This window comes from Ruegeria sp. E8, assembly GCF_056533985.1.
Map to the genome: position 1 here is coordinate 81,344 of NZ_JBQFOY010000006.1, position 26,227 is coordinate 107,570.

Annotated in this window: 24 protein-coding genes; 15 read left to right on the forward strand and 9 right to left on the reverse strand. The window is 58.6% G+C overall.

Going from position 1 to position 26,227, the window contains the following annotated elements; all coding sequences use genetic code 11:
• Positions 1-7: 7 nt before the first annotated feature.
• On the forward strand, positions 8-745 hold the full coding sequence (locus ACR0LF_RS10195) for a YbaY family lipoprotein (RefSeq protein ID WP_480578283.1): 738 nt from the start codon (positions 8-10) through the stop codon (positions 743-745).
• Between the two features lie 13 nt (positions 746-758).
• On the opposite strand, the gene ACR0LF_RS10200 is transcribed toward ACR0LF_RS10195, so the two are convergent.
• The 4 genes from ACR0LF_RS10200 to ACR0LF_RS10215 all read right to left on the reverse strand — a co-directional run bounded on the left by ACR0LF_RS10200 (position 759) and on the right by ACR0LF_RS10215 (position 5,886).
• Positions 759-2,420 (reverse strand): FAD-binding dehydrogenase, encoded by a 1,662-nt coding sequence (locus ACR0LF_RS10200; protein ID WP_480578286.1) that lies wholly within the window; start codon positions 2,418-2,420, stop codon positions 759-761.
• A gap of 11 nt (positions 2,421-2,431) precedes the next feature.
• Complete coding sequence (locus ACR0LF_RS10205; protein ID WP_480578289.1) at positions 2,432-3,289, reverse strand: bile acid:sodium symporter family protein; 858 nt, start codon at positions 3,287-3,289, stop codon at positions 2,432-2,434.
• Positions 3,290-3,362: 73 nt separating this feature from the next.
• Positions 3,363-4,097 carry a glutamine amidotransferase gene (locus tag ACR0LF_RS10210; RefSeq protein ID WP_480578292.1) on the reverse strand — a complete coding sequence of 245 codons (735 nt, stop codon included), beginning with the start codon at positions 4,095-4,097 and terminating at the stop codon, positions 3,363-3,365.
• A gap of 16 nt (positions 4,098-4,113) precedes the next feature.
• On the reverse strand, positions 4,114-5,886 hold the full coding sequence (locus ACR0LF_RS10215) for an SLC13 family permease (protein WP_480578295.1): 1,773 nt from the start codon (positions 5,884-5,886) through the stop codon (positions 4,114-4,116).
• A 110-nt stretch (positions 5,887-5,996) separates the two neighbouring features.
• Here ACR0LF_RS10215 and ACR0LF_RS10220 point away from each other — a divergent pair, with 110 nt between their 5' ends.
• Positions 5,997-6,737: a YebC/PmpR family DNA-binding transcriptional regulator gene (locus ACR0LF_RS10220; protein ID WP_171175476.1), complete on the forward strand. Its 741-nt coding sequence runs from the start codon at positions 5,997-5,999 to the stop codon at positions 6,735-6,737.
• Positions 6,738-6,883: 146 nt separating this feature from the next.
• Entirely contained in the window at positions 6,884-8,179 is a 1,296-nt protein-coding gene (locus ACR0LF_RS10225) for an MFS transporter (RefSeq protein ID WP_480578298.1), read from the forward strand.
• Here ACR0LF_RS10225 and ACR0LF_RS10230 read toward each other — a convergent pair.
• The gene (locus ACR0LF_RS10230; protein WP_480578301.1) at positions 8,176-8,865 is read right to left on the reverse strand and encodes a nitroreductase family protein; all 690 of its coding nucleotides are present in this window, start codon (positions 8,863-8,865) and stop codon (positions 8,176-8,178) included. The two genes, ACR0LF_RS10225 and ACR0LF_RS10230, sit on opposite strands and share 4 nt — an antisense overlap.
• A gap of 27 nt (positions 8,866-8,892) precedes the next feature.
• Positions 8,893-9,786: a LysR family transcriptional regulator ArgP gene (locus tag ACR0LF_RS10235; protein WP_480578304.1), complete on the reverse strand. Its 894-nt coding sequence runs from the start codon at positions 9,784-9,786 to the stop codon at positions 8,893-8,895.
• Positions 9,787-9,873: 87 nt separating this feature from the next.
• On the opposite strand from ACR0LF_RS10235, the gene ACR0LF_RS10240 reads away from it, so the two are divergent.
• The 7 genes from ACR0LF_RS10240 to ACR0LF_RS10270 all read left to right on the forward strand — a co-directional run bounded on the left by ACR0LF_RS10240 (position 9,874) and on the right by ACR0LF_RS10270 (position 16,356).
• Positions 9,874-10,473, forward strand: a complete 600-nt coding sequence (locus ACR0LF_RS10240; RefSeq protein ID WP_480578307.1) for a LysE/ArgO family amino acid transporter — start codon at positions 9,874-9,876, stop codon at positions 10,471-10,473.
• Positions 10,474-10,513: 40 nt separating this feature from the next.
• Positions 10,514-11,422 (forward strand): DMT family transporter, encoded by a 909-nt coding sequence (locus ACR0LF_RS10245; RefSeq protein ID WP_480578310.1) that lies wholly within the window; start codon positions 10,514-10,516, stop codon positions 11,420-11,422.
• A gap of 87 nt (positions 11,423-11,509) precedes the next feature.
• Positions 11,510-12,082 (forward strand): choline-binding transcriptional repressor BetI, encoded by a 573-nt coding sequence (betI, locus tag ACR0LF_RS10250; protein WP_480578313.1) that lies wholly within the window; start codon positions 11,510-11,512, stop codon positions 12,080-12,082.
• A complete protein-coding gene (gene betC / locus ACR0LF_RS10255) occupies positions 12,079-13,587 on the forward strand; it encodes a choline-sulfatase (protein ID WP_480578316.1) in 1,509 nt (502 codons plus the stop codon). Before betI ends, betC begins: the two co-directional genes overlap by 4 nt.
• Before the next feature lie 67 nt (positions 13,588-13,654).
• Positions 13,655-15,313 carry a choline dehydrogenase gene (betA, locus tag ACR0LF_RS10260; RefSeq protein ID WP_480578319.1) on the forward strand — a complete coding sequence of 553 codons (1,659 nt, stop codon included), beginning with the start codon at positions 13,655-13,657 and terminating at the stop codon, positions 15,311-15,313.
• A gap of 118 nt (positions 15,314-15,431) precedes the next feature.
• Complete coding sequence (locus tag ACR0LF_RS10265) at positions 15,432-16,016, forward strand: thermonuclease family protein (RefSeq protein ID WP_480856298.1); 585 nt, start codon at positions 15,432-15,434, stop codon at positions 16,014-16,016.
• Positions 16,017-16,116: 100 nt separating this feature from the next.
• The gene (locus ACR0LF_RS10270; RefSeq protein ID WP_480578325.1) at positions 16,117-16,356 is read left to right on the forward strand and encodes an HP1242/YdcH family protein; all 240 of its coding nucleotides are present in this window, start codon (positions 16,117-16,119) and stop codon (positions 16,354-16,356) included.
• A gap of 75 nt (positions 16,357-16,431) precedes the next feature.
• Here ACR0LF_RS10270 and ACR0LF_RS10275 read toward each other — a convergent pair whose 3' ends face one another.
• On the reverse strand, positions 16,432-17,832 hold the full coding sequence (locus ACR0LF_RS10275) for a helix-turn-helix domain-containing protein (protein WP_480578328.1): 1,401 nt from the start codon (positions 17,830-17,832) through the stop codon (positions 16,432-16,434).
• Positions 17,833-17,895: 63 nt separating this feature from the next.
• A complete protein-coding gene (locus ACR0LF_RS10280) occupies positions 17,896-19,101 on the reverse strand; it encodes a multidrug effflux MFS transporter (protein WP_480578330.1) in 1,206 nt (401 codons plus the stop codon).
• A gap of 183 nt (positions 19,102-19,284) precedes the next feature.
• Here ACR0LF_RS10280 and ACR0LF_RS10285 point away from each other — a divergent pair, with 183 nt between their 5' ends.
• The 3 genes from ACR0LF_RS10285 (at position 19,285) to ACR0LF_RS10295 (ending at position 21,903) form a co-directional block, all read left to right on the forward strand.
• Positions 19,285-20,817 carry an acyl-CoA carboxylase subunit beta gene (locus tag ACR0LF_RS10285; protein WP_480578332.1) on the forward strand — a complete coding sequence of 511 codons (1,533 nt, stop codon included), beginning with the start codon at positions 19,285-19,287 and terminating at the stop codon, positions 20,815-20,817.
• A gap of 113 nt (positions 20,818-20,930) precedes the next feature.
• Positions 20,931-21,416, forward strand: a complete 486-nt coding sequence (locus ACR0LF_RS10290; protein ID WP_480578334.1) for a DUF6497 family protein — start codon at positions 20,931-20,933, stop codon at positions 21,414-21,416.
• Positions 21,417-21,549: 133 nt separating this feature from the next.
• On the forward strand, positions 21,550-21,903 hold the full coding sequence (locus ACR0LF_RS10295; RefSeq protein ID WP_480578336.1) for a hypothetical protein: 354 nt from the start codon (positions 21,550-21,552) through the stop codon (positions 21,901-21,903).
• An 86-nt stretch (positions 21,904-21,989) separates the two neighbouring features.
• Here ACR0LF_RS10295 and ACR0LF_RS10300 read toward each other — a convergent pair whose 3' ends face one another.
• Positions 21,990-23,141 (reverse strand): DcaP family trimeric outer membrane transporter, encoded by a 1,152-nt coding sequence (locus tag ACR0LF_RS10300; protein WP_480578338.1) that lies wholly within the window; start codon positions 23,139-23,141, stop codon positions 21,990-21,992.
• 650 nt (positions 23,142-23,791) lie between these two features.
• Here ACR0LF_RS10300 and ACR0LF_RS10305 point away from each other — a divergent pair.
• Both ACR0LF_RS10305 and ACR0LF_RS10310 read left to right on the forward strand, forming a co-directional pair.
• The gene (locus ACR0LF_RS10305; RefSeq protein WP_480578340.1) at positions 23,792-23,995 is read left to right on the forward strand and encodes a hypothetical protein; all 204 of its coding nucleotides are present in this window, start codon (positions 23,792-23,794) and stop codon (positions 23,993-23,995) included.
• A gap of 116 nt (positions 23,996-24,111) precedes the next feature.
• Entirely contained in the window at positions 24,112-26,157 is a 2,046-nt protein-coding gene (locus tag ACR0LF_RS10310; RefSeq protein ID WP_480578342.1) for an acetyl-CoA carboxylase biotin carboxylase subunit, read from the forward strand.
• Positions 26,158-26,227 lie beyond the last annotated feature (70 nt).

Sequence of the window (26,227 nt, forward strand, 5' to 3'; positions counted from 1 at the left end):
ATTTGCCATGCCGACTTCAGGCCGCGCCATATTTACGGGTGCCGCGTTAGCGACCGTTCTAAGCGGCGCAGCGATTGCTGGTACCGTTGAAGGAACCGCGACATACCGAGAGCGCATTGCCCTTCCGCCTGATGCGACCCTTTTTGTTGAGCTTCAGGATATCTCGTTAGCTGATGCCCCAGCCGTGACACTTGCCGCCCAGAGATACGCGCTGACCGGGGTGCCGGCGCAATTTAAATTGGATTATGATGAGGCGCTGATCAAGGACGGCCACAGCTATGCCGTGCGCGCCTCGGTCACACAGGGGCAACAACTGCTGTTCACAACGGATACGGTTTACCCGGTTTTGACCGATGGGGCAGAAAATGCTGCTGACCTGCTGTTGGTGCAGGTGCAAAATCAGGGCGCGCTTGCGCTGGAAAACACCGAGTGGGTCGCCTCGGGCCTGAACGGCGCGCCTGTCGAGACGCAAAAACGGCCCGAGCTTGCATTCGGGCAAAATGGCGCGTTTTCGGGGAGTGGCGGTTGTAACCGGTTCAGCGGCCAGGCCGAGATTTCCGGTAACCGGATCGAGTTTCCGGATAATATGGCCGCAACGCTCATGGCGTGTCCGCCCCCGATGGATGAGGTCGAGCGGCAGTTTCTGAAATCGATGCAAAGCGTCACGACATTCGCGATGCAAGGCAACGCGCTGGCCCTGCTGGATGCTCAGGGCGAGCCCGTGATCAAGCTGGTGCGCAAGTAAATGGGCTGGGCCGTCAGGCGACTGTCCTAGACCGTCCTGCGTTGCGACCGGAAAAGATGCAACCGCCCAGAAACGTGCCTTCCAACGCGTTGTAGCCGTGATAGCCGCCACCGCCGAACCCGGCGACTTCGCCTGCTGCGAACAGGCCGGGCACAACGTTGCCATCGGCTCCGATCATCTGGCTGTCCAGATTGGTCTGCAGCCCGCCCAGCGTTTTGCGCGTCAGAACGTGCAGTTTGACCGCGATCAGCGGACCGTTGGCCGGATCAAGGAACTTGTGTGGTTTGGCGGTACGGATCAGCTTGTCTCCGCGATAATTCCGCGCCGCAAGGATCGCCATCATCTGCGCGTCTTTCGAGAACGGGTTGTCGACCTGAGAATCCCGTGCTTCGATCTGGGCGCGCAGATGGGCCTCGTCAATCAGACCCCCGCCCAGATGGTTCATTCCATTGACCAGTTCGGTCAACGTGTTGGCGACAACAAAATCCTCACCCTTTTCCTTGAACGCCTCGACCGGGGCGGTTGCCTTGGAGCCTGACAAGATGCGTTGCCGGATAACCTCTTTCCAACTGCCAGAGGTAAAGTCGGGGTTCTGCTCAGACCCGGAGAGGGCGAATTCCTTCTTGATCACCTTCTGGGTCAGAACAAACCAGCTGTACTCGTACCCTGTCTTCAGAATTTCACGCAGCGTCCCCAGCGTATCGAACCCCGGAAGGCAGGGTGGCGCCAGACGGTTGCCCTTGGCATCGAACCACATCGAGCTGGGACCAGGCAGAATGCGAATGCCATGGGCGGGCCAGATCGGATCCCAGTTGCGAACGCCTTCGGTGTAATGCCACATGCGGTCACCATTGATGACATGACCGCCCGCCTTTTCGCTGATCGCGATCATGCGGCCGTCGACGTGAAACGGAACACCCGCCACCATGTCCTGCGGTGGTTCCCCAAGACGATCCTTGGGCCAGTTCTGCCGCACCATTTCAAAGTTACCGCCGATACCTCCAGAGGTGACGATGACAGAGGGTGCATAGACCTCGAACTCTCCCACCTCGTCACGGTTGGTCTTGCCGCCGCGTTGGGCGGTGTCATCGGCCAGAACCTCACCGGACACGCCCTTGGCGCTCCCGTTCTGCATGATGATATGGCTGACTTGGTGACGGAATTTTAACTGGATCAGCCCGGCGCTGACATGTTCGCGGACGCGACGGTCGAAGTGTTCCAGAACGCCGGGGCCGGTGCCCCACGTGATGTGAAAGCGCGGGACCGAGTTGCCGTGCCCATTTGCATAAGATCCACCGCGTTCAGCCCAGCCCACGACGGGAAACCAGCGCAGGCCCATCTTGTGCAGCCAAGGGCGCATTTCGCCAGCGGCAAATTCGATATAGGCTTCGGCCCATTTGCGCGGCCATAGGTCTTCCTCGCGGTCAAATTGCGCGCTGCCCATCCAGTCGCGCAATGCCAGATCGCGGCTGTCGCGTATGCCCATGCGGCGTTGTTCGGGTGTGTCGACCATGAACAGGCCGCCGAGGCTCCAGAATGCCTGACCGCCCAGAAAGCTCTCGGGTTCCTGATCGACGATGATCACCTTCTTGCCCCGGTCGCCCAACTCGGCCGCCGCGGCCAACCCTGCCAGCCCCGCGCCGACGACAATCGCATCTGCTGTGTTATTCGTCATGAACTGTCCTTTCAGCGGCGGCGGAACCAGACAAGAAACGGCAGGACGACAGCATACATCATAATGCCATAGACAGCCGAAGGCAGGGCCAGCGGGCTGAACCCACTGTCAGTATTTGTAATCAAAGCAGCAAGTGTAATGCCCAGTGTCGAGTTCTGAATTCCGGTTTCGATGGAAATGGTCTTACACTCATTCCACGACAGATTTGCGGCGCGCGCGAGCCCCAGACCGATCAACAGCAAAGCCACGTTCAACGAGATCAGCCCCGCGCCCATTTTGGTGAGGTTGTCAACAAACAGCTGCCAGTTCGCGACCAGTGCTGTGATGACGACAAGAACGAAAAGCACCGTTGCCAAGGTCGACAGTCCGGCTTCAATACGGTTTGCAAACCCTGTTGCAAAGTGGCGAATTCCAACGCCAATCGCCACCGGCAGCGTCGTGATCAGAAACAGAGCGATCGCCAGCCCGGTGATCGAAACCTCGGGGGCGTCAGCGCCCAGGAAATGCACAACCGACCACGTGGCGAGTATCGGGACCGTTATCATCGACAACAGGCTGATCACCGCAGTCAGGCTGACCGACAGCGCCACATCTGCTTTGGCGAGCTTGGACAGGATATTGCTGGTTACGCCGCCGGGGCAAAAACTGAGCAGCATGAAACCAACTGCGATTTCGGGCGGTAAAGCGAAGAGTTTGACTGTTATAAAGGCTGCCACGGGCAACAGCACGATTTGACTTACGGCACCGATGGCAAACGCGTGCCGCCGGCTCAGAACACGGCGGAAATCAGCGACTTCCAGCCCGATACCCAGAGACAGCATGATAATGGCCAGCGAAACCGGCAGGATAACGTTTATTAGCAGATCCAAGGACAACTCCTCCCAAAGTCGCGTCAGATCAGCCTAAGCGAGGCAGGAAGGCGCAGGCAACCGCGCCGTTGGGTCATTCGTACCGCTGGACGAAACGGCGCAGGATTTCGCCGGGTTGCGTGACATCGGCCGAATGGCAGTGATCGATCAGTTTCTGCGCGTCCTCGGGCGGGAAATAGCCGTGGTTTTTGTAGATATTGATGCGCTGTTCAAAGTCTTTGGCGTCGGCCTCGGGGTGGAATTGCGTGGCATAGACGTTCTGCCCCCAGCGGATCATCTGAAACGGGCAAGGGGCGGAGGTGACAAGGTGAACGCAACCCTCAGGCAGCGCCTGAACCGCTTCCTTGTGACCCACGAAAGCGTCAAAAGTGTTGTCCAACCCTGCGGTCAACACGTCCTGCTGCCCGTCTTTGGTGAGGTGGCAGGTAGACGGCCCCACAGGCTCGCCATATTGCGCCTTGCTGACATCGCCGCCCAGATGCGCGGCCAGAATACCAAGGCCATAGCAGCAGCCCATGAAGGGGTGATCCTGCGCGATAATCTGCGGCATCAAGCCCATGATCGCCGCTTCGATCCGCGCATCCAGCGGGGATTTGGTTGCCGGGTCGTCACTGACACAGCCCGGCCCACCGCCTACGATGACACCGGCATAGTCGGTGACATCCAACCCCTCGGGCAGGTCTTCGCAATCCAGACGGATGCGATGGGTCTGCGCGGGCGACAATCCGCTCCGGTTCAAAATCGAGGCGTATTCGGCGTCGGATGCATCCGTTTCCGAGCGCAGTTGCAGGATCAAAAAGCGTTTCATGCGCAGCCTTTACCCGTCACAGCGGCCAGAAGACAAGGATGGCGGGGATCGAGACGGCAATGATCAGGATTTCCAGCGGCAACCCCATGCGCCAGTAATCTCCAAACCGATAGCCGCCGGGACCCAGAACCAGTGTATTGTTCTTGTGCCCGATAGGGGTCAGGAACGCAGCCGAAGCTGCAACGGCCACGGTCATCAGGAACGGGTCGGGCGATACCTCGAGCGTGCGCGCCATTTGTATCCCGACCGGTGCGGCGACAATGGCTGTGGCGGTGTTGTTCAGCACGTCCGACAAGGTCATGGTCACGACCATCAGTACCGTCAAGATCGCCCAGGCGGGTAAGCCATCGGTCAATTGGATCAGGGCATTGGCGATCAGTTCGGTGCCGCCCGAGGTCTCCAAAGCACTACCCAGCGGAATCATCGACCCCAGCAGTACGACCACGGGCCATTCTATGTGGTTGTAGATATCAGCGATTGGCATGATCTTGGTCAGCACATAAGCGATGACCACCAGCCCCAGGGCAATGGGCAAATAGATCAACCCGACACTTGCGGCCAGAACGGCAGCGGCAAACAGACCGATGGCCAGCCATGCCTTGTCGTTTGCCGTTACGTTCAGCCCGCGCCCGGCAAGGGGCAGGCAGCCCAGCCAATCCGTCACATCCGCCGCCCGGTCGCGTGGGCAGAGCAGCAGCAGGATGTCACCGGGTTCAACCTCGGTCTTGCGAACCTGTTCGGTAATTCGCCGACCCTGGCGCGAGATGCCCATCAAAACAGTGCTCTGCCGCCAGGCCAGCCCAAGCCCCTGCGCCGTGCGCCCCGTGATGCGCGCGCTTTCCGGCACCACCACTTCGATCACTTCCAGCCCGTCGCCCTCAGCCGTCAGCAATTCCTGCCGCCGCGTGTCCGAGAAATCCAGATTCAGCGCGGCGCGGAATTCGTCCAACGCTTCGGGCCGGGCCTCCAGAACCAACGCGTCACCTTCTTTCAACGTGGCATGGGCAGAGCGGCCATAGCGTCGCTTGCCGTCCCGGATCAGGCCGATGATCGCCACGTCGGATTTTTCGGCAGCCTCGTATAGCTCGCTAACCCGTTTGCCGATATGCGCGGACTCAGGTGGAACGGTCAGTTCGGCGATATACTCGGCCAGTGCCTCGGATGTCTCAGTTTGCGGACCGCGATTTGGGATCAGGCGCCAGCCCACCAGAGCGACAAAAGCCAGGCCAGCGATTGCTGCCAGCCCGCCGACCGGGGCAAAATCGAACATATGAAACGGCTCGCCCAGTGTTTCTGCGCGGATCGACGCGATGATGATATTCGGAGGGGTGCCGATCAGCGTCGCCATACCCCCCAAAATGGTGGCAAAGCTCAGCGGCATCAGCGACAGACCTACTGATCGCCCCGCTTTGCGCGCGGTTTGGATGTCCACAGGCATCAGCAAGGCCAGAGCTGCCACGTTGTTCATGAAGGCCGACAGAACTGCTCCGATCCCGCCCATCAGGGCGATATGCGCGCCCAACCCTCGTGAAGCATCGACCAGAGTGCGGGTGATCATGAACACCGCCCCTGACCGGACCAGACCGGCAGAGACCACCAGAACCAGCGCAACGATGATGGTGGCCGGGTGGCCAAACCCGGCAAAGGCGTCGTCCACTGGCACGACGCCCAGCACAACGCCGATCATCAGCGCGGCAAAGGCCACAAGGTCGTATCGAAACCGCCCCCAAAGCATCATTCCAAAGACGGTGATGAAAAGCGCAAAAAGAATGATCTGATCTGTCGTCATGCCGTCACCATACAAGCCAGTGATGTCGTCGCAAGCCGCTCTCTTGATCCTGCCCCCCGCAAACGTCTATATGAGCGCCGAACACGCAATCACGATGACGAGGACGCAACATGGCAGGCCACTCCAAATGGGCCAACATCCAGCACCGCAAGGGACGTCAGGACGCCGCGCGGTCCAAACTGTTTTCCAAACTGTCGAAAGAGATCACTGTGGCCGCCAAGATGGGCGACCCCGATCCCGACAAGAACCCGCGCCTGCGTCTGGCGGTGAAAGAGGCCAAGTCGAACTCGGTCCCAAAGGACGTGATCGACCGCGCCATCAAGAAATCGGTGGCCGGTGAAGGCGACGATTACGAAGAAATCCGGTATGAGGGTTACGGCCCCAACGGCGTGGCCGTGATCGTCGAAACCATGACCGACAACCGCAACCGCACCGCCTCGACCGTGCGTTCGACCTTTTCCAAGAACGGCGGCAATCTGGGTGAGACCGGCTCGGTCGGGTTTATGTTCGACCGCAAGGGCGAGGTTGTGTATCAGGCGGATGCCGGCGATGCGGATACGATTTTCGAAGCCGCGATCGAGGCCGGTGCCGAGGATGTCGAAAGCTCGGAAGATGGCCACATCATCTGGTGTGCGGATACCGATCTGAACGACGTGTCGAGCGCGCTGGAAGAAGCGCTGGGTGAATCGGAATCCACCAAGCTGGTCTGGAAGCCCACCACCACGACCGAGCTGGGTCTGGAAGACATGCAAAAGCTGATGAAGCTGGTTGATGCGCTGGAAGACGATGACGACGTGCAGCGCGTCACGACCAACTTCGAAGCCACCGATGAGGTTATGGCTCAGCTCTGATCTGTTAAAAACTTCGGTTGCGAAACCCGGCCAACTGGCCGGGTTTTTTCGTTTTCAGGCAGATTTCAAGGATTGTTGGCGGAATCCGTCCAAGCGCTTAGGCTGGGATGACTCGGAATTTCTGGGAAGACGCAACCGAAAGATCAATGACGGACGTGACACCTGATAAGACCAAGCGCAATGTGCCGGTTCTTGCTGGGCAAAGCATCGTGTCGCAGGTCGCATGGACCCTGGGCAGCCCCTCGGTGGTGTTACCGTTTCTGGCCGTGTCCTTCGAACTGCCGATGTTCGTGGCAGGTGCGCTGGTTTCGGTGCGAATGGTTGGCAGCATGATCTCTGACTTCTTTCTGGCACAATCCGTCGCGGCGAAATCGCAAAAGAAGCGCGCCATTGCCTTGACCGAAGCCCTTATCGGGGCCTGTCTGGTGTTGGCAATGGCGGCAGCCGCGACGGGGGTCGTGCCGTTGATCGCGGTGGTTTTCGTGTTGATCTTTTTCGTGATCGGTCTGGTGGACGAGGTTCAGAATCTCATGTTCACCGATCTGCTGGGCGACCATGTCCACTCGCGGTCGCGCATGGTGATGCATTACCTGCAACTTGGCGGAGGGGGCCTGTGCGCCATCGGCCTTGCCCTGCTGGTGCATCAGATCACCAAGGAACACCCGCCCTTTTCGCGCCATTCAATCATGATCGGGGTGGCAGTCGTTTTCTTTATGATTTCAGGTCTTTTGATGCTGGCGATGACCGAGAACGTGCGCAAGGTCGAACCGCAAGCAGAGACGGAAGCATCGCCAAAATTCTCGTTGAAGGAGAATATCAAAGGTATCCTGAGCATGTTCGAATACCATTGGTTTCGGCGCTATATCATCATGCGTATGCCCTTGGTTGCAGTTTCGCTATCGGTGCCGTTCTTCGCCCTGATCGCGGCCGAGGCGCATCACAGTTCGGCCAAGGGTCTGACCGCGATGATTGTGTCATCGGCTTCGGGGTATCTTGTGTCGGGGCCATTGTGGCAAGTGGTGAACATGAAATCTCATCGTGCTGTCATGGTGGCCGGAACACTGTTGGTGGCCGGTACTGGAAGTGTTCTTCTGGCGTTTCACTACTTGGGGATCGACCATGCCGTGCACCTGCATGCGGTTGCGCTGTTTGTGGCTACCGTTGCTGTGACCGGGATCAGCAGTGCACGCCAGCTCTATTTCATGGACGTCGCGCCCAAGGACCAACGGGTGCAAGGATCGGCAGCAGTCAAGGCATTCGCCCGGTTGACCGCGGTTCTGTTGTCCGCCGCCCTGGCAGCGGTCGCCCATATGCATGAGGTCGCACTGGCGGTTGCCTTCATTGTTGCCACCAGTCTGATCGCCTGCGTGATGTGCTATCGCATGATGCTGCCTGACCGGGAAGACGCCTCTCGGTCACAGGGGTCAAGCACAGGCGCCTAGAAAAACGAAGAAATCTCTTCCAACGGTTTCTTCATTTTCGCCACCGCAGGCACGGTCGCGGTGTCCGAGGGGTGGCCGACCGCGATGATCATCGTCGGTTTTTCCGATGCGGGACGGTCAAGCGCATCGTTCAGAAACCGCATCGGGCTCGGGGTATGGGTCAAGGTGCTGAGGCCTGCGTGATGCAATGCGGCCAGCAGAAAGCCGGTGGCGATATTCACACTCTCGGGCACATAGTAGTTCTTGTACCGCGTCCCGTCTTGGAATTGCCCCCAGCGCTGGGCAAACACCACGATCAGCCATGGTGCGATTGTCAGGTGCTCTTTGACGGCGTTGGTGCCGATGGGTTCCAGCGCCTTGATCCACTCATCACCCGCGCCGCCGGCATAAAAACGCCGCTCCTCTTCCTCGGCCTCGTCGCGAATGCGCTGCTTCAGGCTGAGGTCCGAGATGGCCGCAAAGTGCCAGGGTTGATGGTTGGCCCCGGACGGAGCGGTTCCGGCAGTACGCAGGCAGGTTTTGATCACATCGCGCGCAACCGGGCGTGTGCTGAAATCCCGGACGGTATGACGCTGACGCATTTTGTCATAGAACGCCTGAGCCGCGCCTTGCATGTCCGCATCGCTGATCTCGCATCTATCGGGCAGGGGAATGGGGTCATAGCTGAGGGCATCGCGTGAGAACATCGGTTCCTCCGATTGCGTGGTGTTGGACTATTGGCTTGTTTGCGGAAGCAATACCCGCTCCGAAGCTCGTTTGACTGCTTGTGTAAGCGGTTTGAGAGCGGGCGCAAGAACCCGTCCGACCTGCCAACTGAGGGCGACGTCCAGCGGCGAGTCGGGAACGATGGGGCGTAACAGCCCTTGCGCGATAGCGTTTTTCACAAGGGCTGCAGGGTTCATACCCCACCCAATCCCAGCAATCGCGGCATCAACGAACCCGTGAGATGACGGCAGGAAATGGGACGGGGCGGTAAGGCGGCTGCCGGTGTATTGTGTGATCCATGCCTTTTGCAGACCGTCCTTTTGGTTGAAGACGAGGCAGGGTGCCTTGCCGAGCGCCTCTTTGGTTACACCATTCTTGAACCAAGTATCGATGAAGTCAGGGCTGGCCGTCGGCAGATATCTCAACACGCCCAACGCAATCGCGTCGCAACCGGTCACGGGCTGCCCGCCGACGGTGACCGCGGCGCTGACCTCGCCTCGCCTCAGCCAGTCGGCCGAATGGTCCTGATCGTCGATCACAAGGTCGAACAACATGTCAGGCACATCTGCCATTGCGTCAATGAACCAGGTGGCCAGTATGTCGGCGGGCACCGCAATGCGGACCCGGGCGGACCCTGGTTTCTGCTCCAGCGTCAATTCGCGGGCCAGCTGCGCCTCAAGCAGGTCGACATCTTCGGCGTATCGCGCGATGCGCAGCCCTGCTGGAGTTCCGGTGCAGGGCGTTCCCCGATGGATCAGGGATGCTCCAACCCGATCTTCCAGCGCTTTTATCCGCTGAGAGATTGCCGAAGGCGTCACAGCCAGTTCCGCTGCGGCTGCATCAAAGCTGCCATGGCGCAGAATGGCAGACAAAGCAGACAGGTGGTGAGGATCCAGCAGCATTAGCTGAACTTATTCAGTGACAACATCTTTAATTTGATAGATCGCGGCGCAGGCCTTAGTCAACGCTCTGGATAAACAGGAGGTCCCATGCCCACATCCGTGATCGCAGGTTTCGCACTGGGTTTCAGTCTGATTCTCGCTATCGGGGCGCAGAACGCCTTTATTCTGCGACAGGGGTTGCGGCGCGAACATGTCTTTATCCTGTGCCTCACCTGCGCGGTATCTGACGCCATTTTGATTGGCGCAGGCGTGGCGGGATTCGGCACGCTGGCGCAGGCGGCACCCTGGTTCGAAACCGTGATGCGGTACGGAGGGGCCGCGTTCCTGACCTGGTATGGGTTGCGCAGTTTCCGGTCCGCCTGGCAGGGCGGTGCGGTGATGGAAATCGGCAATGGGCAGCGTACCAGTTTGAAGGCCGCGCTGTTGACGGTTCTGGCTTTTACCTGGCTGAATCCACATGTGTATCTGGATACGGTGGTGCTTATCGGTTCGATCTCGGCACAATATGACGACCGGTTTGGTTTTGCGCTTGGCGCGATGACATCCAGCTTTGTGTTCTTCTTTTCACTCGGCTACGGCGCAAGTATCCTGTCGCCTGTTTTTACGCGTCCGCGGGCGTGGCAGGTTCTGGATGCAGGAATTGGTGCTGTCATGCTGGGGATCGCACTGAAACTTGTTGTTATGTGAAGGGTTGTTCCCGACCGGGTTTCGGTGTTCAACCTAAGCCATGTCAACATTCGCTGTATCGTCACGCCCGCTTGCCGGCATGTTCTGGATGTTTGCCGCCGGGCTTTCCTTTGTCGTGATGACCGCCTTGGTGAAATCTCTGGGCACGACGATGAACCCGATCCAGGCCGCATTCCTGCGCTACGCCTTGGGGCTGGTGTTCATATTGCCAGCCATGCGCTCGATCTTGACGACGCGCCTTACGCCCCGGTTGCTGAAGTTGTTCGGGCTACGCGGTGCCGTGCATACGGCTGGCGTCATGCTCTGGTTTTTCGCCATGACACAGATACCGTTGGCTGAAGTCACCGCCATGAATTACATGACGCCGGTCTATGTCACCTTGGGGGCGGCCTTGTTTCTGGGCGAAAAGCTGGCCTTTCGCCGGATCGCGGCCATCCTTGTTGCTCTGGTCGGGGTGCTGATCATCCTGCGACCGGGATTTCGCGAAGTGTCACCGGGTCACCTGGCCATGCTTGGGACGGCCCTGACCTTGGGTGGTTCCTATTTGCTGGCCAAAATTCTGGTGCGCGATGTTCCACCTTCTGTCGTTGTGGCGCATATGTCGATCTGGGTGACGATCGGGCTGATGCCTTTTGCGCTTGCCGTGTGGACGCAGCCGAGTTTGCAGGATCTCGGAATTCTGTTCCTTGTGGCCTGCTTTGCGACAGCGGGCCATTATTTCATGACATTGGCATTGCAAGCCGCACCGGTGGCCATCACTCAACCGGTGACCTTTCTTCAACTGATCTGGGCCACGATTGTAGGTGCTGTGATTTTCCATGAAAGTGTTGACGTCTGGGTCGTCGCTGGGGGAACACTGATCCTGGGGGCTGTAAGCTTCATCTCATGGCGCGAATTTGTGCTTAATCGCAGGGACTTGACGCCTCCGAGCATAGCGCCCAAGCTGTAATATCAGCGGTTTCTGAATTTTCATTAATTGACGAGTCAATAAAAACCCCCTAGCGTGGAGGCAGTACGCCTGTTCATGGGGGGAGCGATGCCAAAAGTCGGAATGGAGCCAATCCGTCGGGATGCGATTGTCCGTGCGACAATTGCTGAGCTGGGCGTAAAGAAATCTCTGGATGTCACAGTCAGTCAGATTGCCAAACGCGCGGGCATGTCCAGTGCGCTGGCGCATCATTACTTCGGTGGCAAGGATCAGATTTTCCTGGCGGCCATGCGCCAGATTCTGTCGGATTTCGGTAATGAGGCGCGAGGTGAGTTGAAAGCAGCCGCGCCAGAGGACCGGGCCCAGGCGATTGTCCGGGCCTGTTTTGCGCCCTCCTGTTTCACGCCCGATGTGATCGCAGCCTGGATGACCTTTTATGTTCTGGCTCAGACCAATGCCGACGCCCTGCGCCTGTGGCAAATCTATCAGGCCCGTATCAAATCGAACCTGACCGATGCCCTGCGGCACAAGCTGGCTGACCCGCACGAGGCGGCCGAGAACATGGTTGCCCTGATCGATGGGCTATACATCCGCGCCGCACTCAGCGCCCCCGAAGAACCGCAATTGGCCGTGAACCACGCGATGCGTGTGCTCAATACTCTGCTCGAGGCTGAAAAATGACAAAACCGAACATTCTGATCCTGATGGTGGATCAGCTGAACGGGACCCTCTTCCCTGACGGTCCCGCAGACTGGCTTCATGCCCCGAACCTGAAGAAACTGGCGGAACGGTCGACCCGGTTTGCCAATGCCTACACGGCGTCGCCTCTCTGCGCGCCGGGACGGGCCAGCTTCATGTCTGGTCAATTACCTTCGCGCACCGGCGTCTATGACAACGCCGCCGAGTTTCGCAGCGACATCCCCACCTACGCGCACCATCTGCGCCGGGCCGGGTACTATACCTGCCTGTCCGGTAAGATGCATTTCGTCGGCCCCGACCAGATGCACGGGTTCGAGGATCGCCTGACCACCGACATTTACCCGGCCGATTTCGGCTGGACCCCGGATTATCGCAAACCGGGCGAGCGGATCGACTGGTGGTATCACAACATGGGCTCGGTCACCGGTGCGGGTGTTGCCGAGATTTCCAACCAGATGGAATATGATGACGAGGTCGCCTACAACGCCAAAGCCAAGCTATACGATCTGGCGCGCGGCAAGGATGACCGCCCGTGGTGTGTCACCGTCAGCTTCACCCATCCGCATGATCCCTACGTGGCCCGCCGCAAATACTGGGATCTCTATGAGGATTGCGAGCATCTGCTGCCCGAGGTCGCCGATATCGGATATGACAATCAGGACCCGCATGCCAAGCGTATCTTCGATGCAAATGACTGGCGCAGTTTCGACATTACCGAAGAAGACATCCGCAAGTCCCGCCGCGCCTATTTCGCCAATATCTCCTACCTCGACGACAAGATCGGCGAGATACTCGAGGTGCTGGAGACAACGCGGCAGGAGGCGATCATCCTGTTCGTCTCGGATCACGGCGACATGCTGGGCGAGCGCGGCTTGTGGTTCAAAATGAACTTCTACGAAGGTTCGGCGCGCGTGCCGCTGATGATTTCGTCCCCAGACCTGCCTGCGGGGCGGGTCGATACGCCGGTGTCGACCATCGATGTAACGCCGACCCTGGGCGCCTTGGCAGGTGTCGACATGGACGAAATCGCACCGTGGACGGATGGTGAAAACCTCGTACCGCTGGCGAAAGGCACCGAGCGCACCGCGCCGGTGGCGATGGAATACGCGGCCGAGGCATCCTACGCGCCGCTGGTGTCGCTGCGCTATGGCAAGTGGAAATATAACCGCTGCGCGCTGGATCCGGATCAGCTGTTCGATCTTGAAGCCGACCCGCACGAGATGACCAATCTCGCAGACAGTCCCGAACATGCGGGCACGCTGCAAACCTTGCGCGCAAAGTCCGAGGCCCGCTGGGATCTGGATCGCTTCGACGCCGATGTCCGCGCCAGCCAGGCGCGGCGCTGGGTGGTGTACGAAGCGCTGCGTCAAGGCGGATACTACCCATGGGATTACCAGCCGCTGCAAAAAGCGTCGGAACGCTACATGCGCAATCACATGGATCTGAACATCGTAGAGGAAAACGCTCGGTTCCCGCGCGGCGAGTAACCTCTTCATCTTTTCGAAAATACTCCCGCCGGAGGCATCACGTCTCGGCGGGGCAGGAGTTGTGGAAATGGAAGCAGATTTTGTCATCGTTGGCGCAGGGTCCGCAGGCTGCGCAATGGCATATCGGCTGAGCGAGGCAGGGGCCTCGGTTCTGGTAATCGAACATGGTGGCACCGACATGGGGCCGTTCATTCAGATGCCGGCGGCGCTTAGCTATCCGATGAACATGTCGCGCTATGATTGGGGCTATCAGTCCGAGCCCGAGCCGCATCTGAACAACCGCCGTCTGGCTTGCCCGCGCGGCAAGGTGATTGGCGGCTCGTCCTCGATCAACGGCATGGTCTATGTCCGTGGTCATGCGCGCGACTTCGATACCTGGGCCGAGATGGGGGCGGATGGCTGGTCCTATGCAGACGTTCTGCCCTATTACAAACGGATGGAGACGTGGCATGACGGCGGCCATGGCGGTGATCCCGAATGGCGCGGCAAGGATGGCCCACTACATGTATCCCGGGGCCCGCGTGAAAACCCGCTGTTTCAGGCCTTTGTGGATGCTGGCCAGCAGGCCGGATACGAGGTCACAGGCGACTATAACGGCGAAAAGCAGGAAGGCTTTGGTCCGATGGAACAGACCGTCTGGAAAGGACGGCGCTGGTCGGCGGCGAATGCCTACCTGAAGCCCGCACTCAAGCGCGACAATTGCGATATCGTGCGCGGTCTCGCGTGCCGGATCGTCATGGAAAACGGTCGTGCTACAGGCGTCGAACTGATCCGTGGCGGCAAGAAAGAGGTCATCAAAGCCCGGCGTGAGGTGGTTCTGGCCGCGTCCTCGATCAACTCTCCCAAGCTGTTGATGCTGTCGGGTATCGGCCCGGCGGCGCATCTGGCCGAACATGGGATTGATGTAATTGCGGACCGTCCGGGCGTTGGTGCCAACCTGCAAGACCATCTGGAGCTTTACATCCAGCAGGCATCGCTGCAGCCAATCACGCTTTACAAACACTGGAACCTGTTCAGCAAGGGCCTGATCGGAGCGCAATGGTTGTTTACCAAAACCGGTCTGGGTGCGTCGAACCAGTTTGAAAGCGCGGCCTTCATCCGCTCGAAGCCGGGCGTGGAATACCCTGACATTCAGTATCACTTCCTGCCCATCGCGGTTCGGTATGATGGACAAGCAGCGGCCGAGGGGCACGGTTTCCAGGCGCATGTCGGCCCGATGCGCTCACCTTCGCGGGGCGCTGTAACTTTGCGATCTGCCCAAGCCGCAGACGCTCCGGTGATCAAGTTCAACTACATGAGCCATGAAGAGGATTGGGAAGACTTCCGTACCTGTATTCGTCTGACCCGCGAAATCTTTGGGCAAGACGCTTTCAAACCCTATGCGGGCAAGGAAATCCAGCCCGGTGCCGCTGTGCAATCGGATGAAGAGTTGAACGCTTTCATAGCGGAACATGCCGAAAGCGCCTATCACCCGTGTGGCACCTGCCGGATGGGACGTGCGGATGACAAAAACGCAGTGGTCGATCCCGAAGGCCGTGTGATCGGTGTGGACGGGTTGCGCGTTGCAGACAGTTCGATCTTTCCGCAGATCACTAACGGCAATCTCAACGCCCCGTCGATCATGGTGGGTGAGAAAATATCGGATTCGCTCTTGGGCAAAGGCCCGTTGCCCAAAGCCAATGACCGCCCGTGGATTCACCCAGGCTGGGCTACGGCACAGCGTTAACCTTTCTGTACTGCCCCCGGTTGAATGTGCCTGAAACACAGCGCATATCGGGGGCATGTTAAGAATTTGTTTAGCTTTTGTTCTTCTCTTGCCAAACGTGACCCTCGCAGCAGAAGGCTTGGCAGGCAGGGTTGACGTGATTGATGCCGACACCTGGGATGTGGGCGGTGTCCGGGTTCGTCTGCATGGCATAGATGCGCCCGAACTGGATCAGACATGTCAGGATCCTGACGGATCAAACTGGCCATGTGGGGCTTGGGCCACACATGAGGTCCGGCAGCAGTTTCAGGGCCGGATGGCGACGTGTGTGCCGCTGGATCGGGATCGCTATGGCCGAATTATTGCGCGTTGCACCGTGGGGCGTGAGGACGTTGCGGGCCAGATCGTGGAGCAAGGGTTGGCCTTTGCCTATCGTAGATACTCAGACTTCTATGTGCGCGCCGAGCAGGGCGCGAAGTCTCAAGGCAGGGGCTTGCATCAAACGCAGGTTCAGGTGCCGTGGGTGCATCGGGCCGAGGGAAAAGCTCAATCCTCCGAAGGATGCCGGATCAAGGGGAACGTTTCGTCCAAGGGTGAAAAGGTTTTTCATATGCCGGGGCAAAGATACTATGCCAAAACCCGGATCAGCGCGGCCAAAGGCGAGCGGTGGTTTTGCTCAGCTACTGAGGCTCGCGCCGCAGGATGGCGTGCCACACGACGTTGAAATCTGCACGAAACTTGCATGAAATTGATCCGCGTCAAAGAGGGCAGCGCGCCACGCTTCTACCACTGGTATGCAACGACACGTTAAGGAGCGAACAGAAATGTCTCACACCCCGCATGAACTGGCCGAAGAGTTTCCGGATAAAGTCGAACTGATGAGCCAGCTCAAGCAATCGGACGCGCATTTTGCCCGGCTGGCCGAGGAGTATCACGAGGTCAACCGTGTGGTGCACCGGGCCGAAACCAATGTCGAACCCATGGAAGAACTGGCCGAAATCGACTTGCGCAAGAAACGGGCGGCCTTGAAGGACGAAATCTGGGCAATTTTGTCCAAATCCTAAGCCTTGTGTCGGGGGCTCTGCCCCCGTCGCGGCGACTGCCGCGACTCCCCCGGGATACTTTTAGCCAGGTGAAGATCAGGTGACTTCGTAGGGCAGGGTGCCGCGCATATGGGTGTCGATGCTGAGGCGGCGTTCCAGTGGCGGGACCGAGCGCTGGTGGCAAGTTTGCCGTTCGCAGATACGACAGGATATGCCAATGGGCTCGTAGGCGCTGGCGTTGTTGATGTCGAGATTGTCGGCATAGACGAGGGCCGGGGCATGGCGAACTTCGCACCCCAGCGAGATTGCATACCGCCTGACGGGGGCACCGAATGAGCCACCTGATTTCGACACGTCCCGCGCCAGTGAGATATAGCGCACCCCATCCGGTGTTTCTGCCAGTTGCCGCAGGAAATGACCGGGCGTTTCAAAAGCCCGATGCACGTTCCATAGGGGGCAAGCGCCGCCAAATCGCGCGAATTGCAGACGTGTGGCCGAATGCCGTTTGGTGATCGTACCGGCCTGATCCACGCGAACGAAAAAGAACGGGATACCCTTTGCACCGGGGCGTTGCAGTGTCGACAACCGGTGCGCGACCTGCTCGATCGAGGCGCCGAACCGGTTGCTGAGTAGTTCCAGATCGTGACGCTCTTCCTGGGCGGCGGTCAGGAATGCGGAGTACGGCATCAAGGAAGCGCCCGCGAAATAGTTGGCAAGGCCGATCTTGGCGATCGACCGTGCCTCTTCGCTTTGGAACTTGGCAAAATCCAGCGTTGCTTCCAGCAACTTGTCCTGACTGATAAGCGCGACCTGCAATAGCAGCTGAAACACCTGCGTTTGCGGCGCGGCGCGGGACGACAGGCGCAGGATCTTGCTTTCGGCGTCATATGTGCGAAGGGGATCAATGTCGGAGAACATCACTTGTATGCCGCGTTCCGCTAGGCTGTTCAAAGCAGCTTGTCTGATGGTGCCGGGGCCTTCTGCGCGGTTGGCAAACAGCTCTGCTGCCCGGTCCACCGCATCGATGTAGTTGTCGCAATAGTGAAAGAAATCCCGCACCTCTTCCCAGGGGCTGGCCTGCATGCGGGCGTCTTCCCGCCCCAAGGCTTCGTCCAGAGACGCAAGGCGTTCATGGGTTTGCCGGTAGGTTTTGTGCAGTTCGATAAAGGCGCGGGCCAATGCCGGGGCGTTGGACGCGGTCAGGCGCAAATCGGCGAGCGGTGGCTGGATATCTGCAAAAACCGGGTCGGCCAGAGCCTCGCGCATATCCGACACGAGCCGTTCGCTGTCACCGGTGCTGAGCTCGGTGACATCCATGCCGAATTCCTGAGCCAGTGCCAGCACAACCGTGGTCGAGATTGGCCGGTTATTGTTCTCCATCTGGTTCAGATAGGGGAGAGAAACACCTAGCTTGGCGGCGAATTCGCGTTGTGTCAGGGTCAGCCGCGTGCGCATCTCACGAAGTTTCGCGCCGGCATAGAGTTTTTGGGTGGCCATAGGGTGCCTTTGCAAGTTTTCTATTTCGGAAGAGTAACTTTGCAAAGTCTCCGGAGCAAGCCGTTACAGCCCCAGTTGCCGTTCGCGCCGGATCACGAATCCAATTGCGACAATTGCCAGAATTGCGCTTGTCAGCATCAGCCAGAGCAAAGGCATGGCGCCGGTTTCGCGTGTTAGCAGCGTGCCTGCCAACGCGCTTAGGCCCGCGCCGCCGCCCAGCATGATCGCACCGCTCAACCCCGAGGCGGTTGCGGCCAGATGCGGACGTACTGACAGGGCACCGGAGGTGGCGTTGGGGATAACCATGCCGTTTCCAACGCCGACAAAAGTCACCAAGCCAAAAAAGCTGAGCGCGGTGCCTTGGTCGGTGAGAAACAGAAGTGCTGACAGCGCGACGCCAAATGCGTTCAGCAGGCTGCCCCAAAGTATCATTCTGTTTATGCCCATTTGCATGGAAAACCGGCCGCTTAGAAAGTTGCCGACAAAATAGCCGACCGCAGGAGCGCCAAAATACACGCCGACCTGTGCCGCGCTCAGCCCAAACAACTCGGTTCCGATAAAGGGGGCTCCGCCGAGATAGGCGAAGAAGGTGCCGGACGACAAAGCACAGGACAGCGAATAGCCCCAGAACCGCGGCGAGGTCAGAAGCTCGGGGTATTCCTTGAATTGCTGAACAAGCGTTTTACCGCTTTTGGCCGACGTTTCGCCGAAATCCGTGAACGTTAAGGCAAGCGTCAATGCGCCTAGAGCAAAAGGCAGCCAGAAGTTCGCCTTCCAGCCAAAGCTTTCCTCAAGAAGGCCGCCAATAGCTGGTCCAATCATCGGGACCACGGCCATCCCCATGGTTACGTATCCGATCATCGAGGCGGCCTGATCCTGATCGTACATATCCCGCACCGCAGCGCGGCTGAGAACCATGCCAACAACGACAACGGCTTGACACATCCTGAAGGCCAGAAAGATTTCAACGTTGGGGGCATAAATGCACCCCAGAGTTGCCAGCAGGAACAGCCCAATTCCCCAAAGCAGCACAGGCCTGCGACCAGCCTTGTCCGCAAGCGGTCCGATCAGGATTTGAAGGATTGCGTTGACCAGCAGATACAGCGCAATCGACAACTGCATGACATTGTAATCAGCGTCGAAAAACAGCGCCATATTCGGCAGGCTGGGCAGAAACAGATTCATGCTCAGCGCGGACAGGCCCGAGAGCAAAACAAGCGTTGTCAATGTAGGCGGTGTGCGGTGAGTCGCGCGAGAACTGAACTGCATGGTTCACATGTATAGCCATGGAATTTCGGATTGCCAGTCGTGTGTAAGTTTCAGGGCGATACTTAGCACATTTGCAGTTTTCCAGATTGTTGTTGCTGAAAGTTTGCAAATTTGCCGAAAAGAGCTTTGGCTGAGCAAGCCAAGCGAGTAGGGTCGCGGCAAATTTTATAGGGGATAATCGTCATGAAAGACATCCTTTCCGAGTTGGAAGACCGCCGTGAGGACGCTCGACTGGGCGGTGGGCAGAGACGGATCGATGCGCAGCACGCGCGGGGCAAGCTGACGGCGCGTGAGCGGATCGAGCTGCTGCTGGATGAGGGCAGCTTTGAAGAATTCGATATGTTCGTCAGCCACCGCTGCACCGAATTCGGGATGGAAAATCAAAAGCCTGCGGGTGACGGTGTCGTCACCGGCTGGGGTACGATCAACGGGCGCATGGTCTATGTGTTCAGTCAGGATTTTACCGTCTTTGGCGGATCGCTGTCGGAAACGCACGCCCAGAAAATCTGCAAGATCATGGATATGGCGGTGCAAAACGGTGCGCCAATCATCGGGATCAACGACTCGGGTGGGGCGCGAATCCAGGAAGGTGTGGCATCGCTGGCTGGCTATGCCGAAGTGTTCCAGCGCAACATCACGGCCTCGGGCGTGGTTCCGCAGATCAGCGTGATCATGGGCCCCTGCGCCGGTGGTGCGGTTTACAGCCCGGCGATGACCGACTTTATCTTCATGGTCAAAGACTCATCGTACATGTTCGTAACCGGTCCGGACGTGGTCAAAACCGTGACCAACGAAGTTGTCACCGCCGAGGAACTGGGCGGTGCGTCGACCCATACCAAGAAGTCCTCGGTTGCCGACGCGGCGTTCGAAAATGACGTGGAAGCTCTGGCCGAAGTGCGGCGCCTGGTGGATTTCCTGCCGCTCAACAACCGCGAGAAACCTCCGGTCCGTCCGTTCTTTGATGAACCTGACCGGTTGGAGACGTCGCTGGACACTCTGGTTCCCGACAATCCGAATACGCCTTACGACATGAAGGAACTCATCACCAAAGTGGCGGATGAGGGCGATTTCTACGAAATTCAGGAAGATTTCGCCAAGAACATCATCACCGGTTTCATCCGTCTGGAAGGGCAGACAGTTGGTGTCGTGGCCAACCAGCCGATGGTGCTGGCCGGGTGCCTGGACATCGACAGTTCCCGCAAGGCGGCGCGGTTCGTGCGGTTCTGCGACTGCTTTGAAATTCCGATCCTGACTTTTGTGGATGTTCCGGGCTTCTTGCCGGGGACGCAGCAGGAATACAGCGGTGTGATCAAACATGGCGCGAAGCTGCTTTATGCTTATGGTGAGGCCACTGTGCCCAAGGTCACCGTGATCACCCGCAAGGCGTATGGTGGAGCGTACGTGGTTATGGCGTCCAAGCATCTGCGCGGCGATTTCAACTATGCCTGGCCGACGGCAGAAATCGCGGTGATGGGGGCCAAGGGCGCGACCGAGATCATTCACCGTTCGGATTTGAAAGATGCGGAAAAGACGGCGCAGCATGTCGCGGATTACGAAGATCGCTTTGCGAACCCCTTCGTCGCTGCCGAACGCGGGTTTGTCGACGAGGTGATCATGCCGCAATCGACCCGTCGTCGCGTGTCCCGTGCCTTTGCCAGTCTGCGCGGCAAGAAGCTGAAGAACCCGTGGAAAAAGCACGATAATATTCCGCTCTAAACCATTCGGGGCGGCACAGCCCGCCCCGATGCTCTCTTGCGGCGGCACGCGCGTTCCAAGGCAAAAACCGCTCAAAATTGGCGCGGAATTGACAAAATGCGGCGAATAGTTGAATGATCCGACCCATCAGACATAGAACCGCGCAGGCCAAAAGCACTGCGCGCGCGATCCCGGAAGGAGGAGCCCGCCCTCGGCGGGTCCGGGGTCGCGCCATTTGTCTGGTGTTCTTCATGCTCAGCACGCCGGTTTTTGCCCAGACCGATAGTTCCTTGCCCGTCCCGTCAGGCCAGCCGGTGCATCTGAACGATGTCCTGCTGGATAACAACCCCGGTGAGCTTTGGGTGCGCTTCCGCTTTATCGCCCCGAAGATCGGCGCGTCGGTCGGGCGGATCGGCTATGATGTGGCGTCGAAGGATATGGAGCATCTGTGCCAGATTCTGGCCGTTCCATACGTGGCTCAGCACGAACTGGAGCCATCACGGGTCGTCATCTCTCTGTCGGATCGCCCAGTGGAATTTGGCGATGCGGCCCCGGATGCGACACAGTTTTTTGAAGCCTACCGGCTGGAGCAGTCCCGGTGTATCTGGGAGGGGCTTTGAGCATGAAGATTTGCTGTCATGAATTCAAAGCGTCTCAGACTAACGGTGCGGCTTTGGAGGTGCGCAATATGATCCCATCCCATTTCGGGTTCGAATTACTTTTTTCAGCAAACCGGGGGCAAGGAGTGTCGCCATGCTGAAACATCGCGGATTTCCCGGTCGCCTTGCGGGCACCGACTTTCAGTTCACCATTCGTCGCGCCAATCCCAAGGGCGTTACTCCGCTTACACGGCGGGAACGGTTTCGCGATCGTAAACCGGCAGACAAGCGCGCAGACACCGCGTTCATGGAGGCTCTGTGGGTTCATTTCGGCGATCAGCCGTTCGAGCGGGGAAATCTGGATGCAGGTCGTCTCAGCTGGCTGTTCGGGCGCGAGGTTATCCCGGCCGAAGATCCGTTCGACGCCGCCAGCTATGATGCGTTGCTTGTGATCGATGTGGACGCAGCCCGTGCGTCCTTTCCGGACATAATCGACGGGGCAGGCTGATCGTGACTTTGGCCACTGCATATCCGCCTGAGGCAACCGGTTTCGGAATGTTCCTGCCCGAAACCGGGCAGGATCTGTATGTGGTCTCAGAAGTTCAATTGCGCAGCAAGCTGCACACGGCTGCCGTCGAAGGTTCTGCCGGTCGGCGCATCGTTCCGCTCACCATAGATGTATTCGGCGCTGAGCGTCAGGTTGTCGGTCGCCTTGTAGAAGGCGTTGACGTGGATTGTCTCAAGCTCGGTAAAAGACAACGTACCGGTCGAGGTCGGCAGGTCGTAATCTTCCCGGCCGTAGGCGATGCCGACATTCCACTTGGGGCTCAGGTCTTGTCTGAATTCCACTGTATAGCCGTCCACGTCGTTGGCTTGTCCGTTGACGATCGCACTGCCAAGGCCGATCAGGTATGGTCCAATCGCTTCACCTGTGACGTAGTTGACCTGGAACAGGCCACCCTGCCACGGACGCACCGACGCGGAAGCTGTAAAGCCGGTTTGGTCGACTTCGACGTTGCCGGAATTGGCTTTGCCGTAGAGAACCGCCCCGCGTGCAATGTATCTGCCGTCGTTGTACTCGGCTGCCGCAGTCAGAACCGGGTCATCAGAGTTCGACCCGCTTACATTTTCTTCGATCGAGACCGAGAACTGAGCATTGCTGCCGATCTGCCCTGTATAGCGCAGCTGAGGCACTCGTGCGAAAGCGATACCAACGGGGCCATTGAATTCGACCGAGGTCGGATACGTGTCCAGAGGTTGGAAGTTGGTCCAGAATTGACCGATCAGGAACTGATCTCCGATCGTGATATTGGCATGGCGCACCCGCAGCTCGGCAGTACCGCCCGAGCCGAAAAGGTCAAGCTCAAGCTGACCGCCGATTTCGCCGATACCGCTGGGGGTGCTGGTGCGCAGACCGATCCTCGACTGACGTACCGTCGCACCGAAGGTTCCGCTGGTGGCGTTTGCGGGCTCACCAATGTTGTTGACGAACGCTGTATCGCCCTGTTCGAACTCGAAATCATAGAAGAAGTCGGCTTTCACGTATCCGTAAACGTCAAGAACGGTGTTTCCGATTCGGAAATCGCCATTGGCGGGGCTGCTCTTGTCGGATTCCAGAGCTTCGACCCGGGCGCGCAAAGCGTCGAGTTCGGCTTGGGTCTGGGCATCCTGAGCAAAGGCAAGCGTGCTGGTCACACTAAGCGCGGAGGCAGCAAGCAGGAGTGCCTTTTTTCGTATCATAGTCATTTGGGTGTTCCTTTGAGTGCGAGTGTGCCCGCGGACCGTTTCACGCGGCGAAAATCTTGGGAAATCACGAGAAAGCGAAGAGAAGGCCCTGATTCCTCAACGAAAAGAGTATTTTTCGATACGCTGAATCACAGGGCGTTGAGCGCGCGGAATAACGCGTTGCAACAAGGCAGTTTTTTACATCAAGAGCCGGCAGAGATTCGTGATGCTGCAAATGCAAAACCCTCTGTGAGCGGGTTGATTTGTAACGAAACTGTGACGGAGATCTGGGCTCATATGCCCGAGCAACGAAGAATTTGTGTCGGCGCGAAATTGCGCGGCAAGATGCGGTGTGGGCAGAAACCAGCCGAAATCTCAATTGGAAACAATACTGTGTTTGCCGGTGAGATTGTGCTGTGCAAACTGGTCTGGCCGTGCGGCTCTACTTTGCCTGCGCCGCACATGCACCTACTATTCCGTACCCCTTCCTTGCGCGGGCAGGCTTGTGTTCCCCACATAGACCTGTCCGCGTTTTTCTTTTTGCGCGCACTGGGCAAAAAGAAGCAAAAACCTGCACAAAATCTGCCAACGCAGCCATTGATATTGAATAACAGGCCGCGTTTCGCGCATCTGCCCCCTGAAAAGTCAAGAAACCACAATGGGCAGATACGATGCGAATCTCACGACTCATCCTTGTTGCGGCAACCTGTGCGGGCCTGGCCGCCTGCGGCGATACGACAGGCGAGCAGGCACTCCTCGGCGGCGGCGCAGGCGCTGTGGGGGCGGCCGTCCTCAACTCCGACCCGTTGTTCGGCGCAGTCGTCGGCGCGGCGGGCAATGTGCTTTACTGTAAAACGCAGAACAACTGTAACTAACACATCTTTTTCGGGGCGCGTGTCGCCTCGTCCGTCATCACGCATCACGCCGTCGTGGGGATCGTTCCCTGCGGCGGCGTTTTGCGTTTCCAGAACACCAAGCCAAAGGACGTTCCATGTTCAATAAGATCCTGATCGCCAATCGGGGCGAGATCGCCTGCCGGGTCATCAAGACCGCCCGCAAAATGGGTATCGGCACCGTTGCCATTTTCTCGGACGCGGACAAGAACGCGCTGCATGTGTCGATGGCGGATGAAGCCGTGCATATCGGTCCGCCGCCGGCCAACCAGTCGTACATCGTGATCGACAGGGTTATGGATGCCATCCGTCAAAGCGGCGCACAGGCGGTTCACCCCGGTTACGGCTTCTTGTCGGAAAACGCCAAATTTGCTGAGGCGCTTGAGGCCGAAGGCGTGGCCTTTGTTGGCCCCCCGAAAAGCGCGATCGAGGCGATGGGGGACAAGATCACCTCGAAGAAGATCGCTCAGGACGCCAACGTGTCGACGGTTCCCGGATATATGGGGCTGATCGAGGATGCGGATGAGGCGGTCAAGATCTCGAACGAAATCGGCTATCCGGTGATGATCAAGGCCAGCGCCGGGGGCGGTGGCAAGGGCATGCGGATCGCCTGGAACGACGAAGAGGCGCGTGAGGGCTTCCAGTCGTCCAAGAACGAAGCCGCGAATTCCTTTGGTGACGACCGGATTTTCATCGAGAAATTCGTGACCCAGCCCCGCCACATCGAAATTCAGGTTCTGTGCGACAGCCACGGCAATGGCATCTATCTGGGTGAACGCGAATGCTCGATCCAGCGCCGAAACCAGAAGGTTGTGGAAGAAGCACCGTCGCCATTCCTCGATCCGGAAACCCGCAAGGCGATGGGCGAACAGGCCGTGGCCTTGGCCAAGGCCGTTGGCTATTCCAGCGCGGGTACGGTGGAGTTCATCGTTGACGGGGAAAAGAACTTCTACTTCCTCGAAATGAACACCCGCCTGCAGGTGGAACACCCGGTCACCGAACTGATCACCGGGGTTGATCTGGTGGAACAGATGATCCGCGTCGCGGCGGGTGAGCCGCTGTCGATCACGCAGGAGGATGTAACCCTGACCGGTTGGGCCATCGAAAACCGCCTATATGCGGAAGACCCATATCGCAACTTCCTGCCGTCGATTGGTCGTCTGACCCGTTATCGCCCGCCGCAGGAAACGGCGGCTGGTCCGATGTTGGTCAACGGCAAATGGCAAGGCGATGCACCCGAAGGTGATGCTGCCGTGCGCAACGATACCGGCGTCTATGAAGGCGGCGAGATCAGCATGTATTACGACCCGATGATCGCCAAGCTCTGCACTTGGGCTCCGACCCGCGAACAGGCGATTGAGGCTATGCGCGTGGCGCTGGACAGTTTCGAGGTCGAAGGCATCGGCCACAACCTGCCGTTTCTGTCAGCGGTGATGGATCACCCGAAATTCATCAGCGGAGACATGACCACGGCGTTCATCGCCGAGGAATATCCGGACGGGTTCGAAGGCGTCGCCTTGCCCGAGCTTGATCTGCGTCGGATTGCGGCCTCTTGCGCGGCCATGCACCGCGTCGCCGAAATCCGCCGTACGCGCGTGTCGGGCCGGATGGACAATCACGAACGCAAGGTTGGAAAGCGTTGGGTTGTTTCGCTGGAAGGTCATGAATTCCCGGTTCAGGTCAATGCGGACAAGGAAGGCGCGACCGTCAAGTTTGCCGATGGCGCGACCATTCGTGTCGCTTCGGACTGGACCCCGGGGGATCAACTGGCGATGTTGGATGTAGATGGCAGCCCGCTGGTTCTGAAGGTTGGCGAGGTTCGGGGCGGGTTCCGCATTCGCAACCGGGGGGCTGACCTAAAAGTGTTGGTGCGTCGCCCGCGTCAGGCGGAGCTGGCCAAGCTGATGCCGGAAAAACTGCCGCCCGATACCTCGAAAATGCTGCTATGCCCGATGCCGGGTCTGGTCGTGAAGATCGATGTCGAAGTCGGCCAAGAGGTGCAGGAGGGTCAGGCCCTGTGCACCATCGAGGCGATGAAGATGGAAAACATCCTGCGGGCCGAGAAGAAGGGCACCGTTGCCAAGATCAACGCTGGCCCCGGCGACAGCCTCGCCGTGGACGAAGTGATCATCGAGTTCGAGTGATCATGACAGTGCTTTCGTCATATCGCCAACAGCCTCCGGCGTTCTGCGCCGGGGCCAAGCGGTATGGTGA

Excerpts from the sequence above, each read along its gene's own strand:
- ACR0LF_RS10195 (WP_480578283.1), top strand. The coding sequence starts at position 8 with ATGCCGACTTCAGGCCGCGCCATATTTACGGGTGCCGCGTTAGCGACC.
- ACR0LF_RS10200 (WP_480578286.1), bottom strand. The coding sequence starts at position 2,420 with ATGACGAATAACACAGCAGATGCGATTGTCGTCGGCGCGGGGCTGGCA.
- ACR0LF_RS10210 (WP_480578292.1), bottom strand. The coding sequence starts at position 4,097 with ATGAAACGCTTTTTGATCCTGCAACTGCGCTCGGAAACGGATGCATCC.
- ACR0LF_RS10215 (WP_480578295.1), bottom strand. The coding sequence starts at position 5,886 with ATGACGACAGATCAGATCATTCTTTTTGCGCTTTTCATCACCGTCTTT.
- ACR0LF_RS10220 (WP_171175476.1), top strand. The coding sequence starts at position 5,997 with ATGGCAGGCCACTCCAAATGGGCCAACATCCAGCACCGCAAGGGACGT.
- ACR0LF_RS10225 (WP_480578298.1), top strand. The coding sequence starts at position 6,884 with ATGACGGACGTGACACCTGATAAGACCAAGCGCAATGTGCCGGTTCTT.
- ACR0LF_RS10230 (WP_480578301.1), bottom strand. The coding sequence starts at position 8,865 with ATGTTCTCACGCGATGCCCTCAGCTATGACCCCATTCCCCTGCCCGAT.
- ACR0LF_RS10235 (WP_480578304.1), bottom strand. The coding sequence starts at position 9,786 with ATGCTGCTGGATCCTCACCACCTGTCTGCTTTGTCTGCCATTCTGCGC.
- ACR0LF_RS10240 (WP_480578307.1), top strand. The coding sequence starts at position 9,874 with ATGCCCACATCCGTGATCGCAGGTTTCGCACTGGGTTTCAGTCTGATT.
- ACR0LF_RS10245 (WP_480578310.1), top strand. The coding sequence starts at position 10,514 with ATGTCAACATTCGCTGTATCGTCACGCCCGCTTGCCGGCATGTTCTGG.
- betI (WP_480578313.1), top strand. The coding sequence starts at position 11,510 with ATGCCAAAAGTCGGAATGGAGCCAATCCGTCGGGATGCGATTGTCCGT.
- betC (WP_480578316.1), top strand. The coding sequence starts at position 12,079 with ATGACAAAACCGAACATTCTGATCCTGATGGTGGATCAGCTGAACGGG.
- betA (WP_480578319.1), top strand. The coding sequence starts at position 13,655 with ATGGAAGCAGATTTTGTCATCGTTGGCGCAGGGTCCGCAGGCTGCGCA.
- ACR0LF_RS10270 (WP_480578325.1), top strand. The coding sequence starts at position 16,117 with ATGTCTCACACCCCGCATGAACTGGCCGAAGAGTTTCCGGATAAAGTC.
- ACR0LF_RS10275 (WP_480578328.1), bottom strand. The coding sequence starts at position 17,832 with ATGGCCACCCAAAAACTCTATGCCGGCGCGAAACTTCGTGAGATGCGC.
- ACR0LF_RS10280 (WP_480578330.1), bottom strand. The coding sequence starts at position 19,101 with ATGCAGTTCAGTTCTCGCGCGACTCACCGCACACCGCCTACATTGACA.
- ACR0LF_RS10285 (WP_480578332.1), top strand. The coding sequence starts at position 19,285 with ATGAAAGACATCCTTTCCGAGTTGGAAGACCGCCGTGAGGACGCTCGA.
- ACR0LF_RS10290 (WP_480578334.1), top strand. The coding sequence starts at position 20,931 with ATGATCCGACCCATCAGACATAGAACCGCGCAGGCCAAAAGCACTGCG.
- ACR0LF_RS10295 (WP_480578336.1), top strand. The coding sequence starts at position 21,550 with ATGCTGAAACATCGCGGATTTCCCGGTCGCCTTGCGGGCACCGACTTT.
- ACR0LF_RS10300 (WP_480578338.1), bottom strand. The coding sequence starts at position 23,141 with ATGACTATGATACGAAAAAAGGCACTCCTGCTTGCTGCCTCCGCGCTT.
- ACR0LF_RS10305 (WP_480578340.1), top strand. The coding sequence starts at position 23,792 with ATGCGAATCTCACGACTCATCCTTGTTGCGGCAACCTGTGCGGGCCTG.
- ACR0LF_RS10310 (WP_480578342.1), top strand. The coding sequence starts at position 24,112 with ATGTTCAATAAGATCCTGATCGCCAATCGGGGCGAGATCGCCTGCCGG.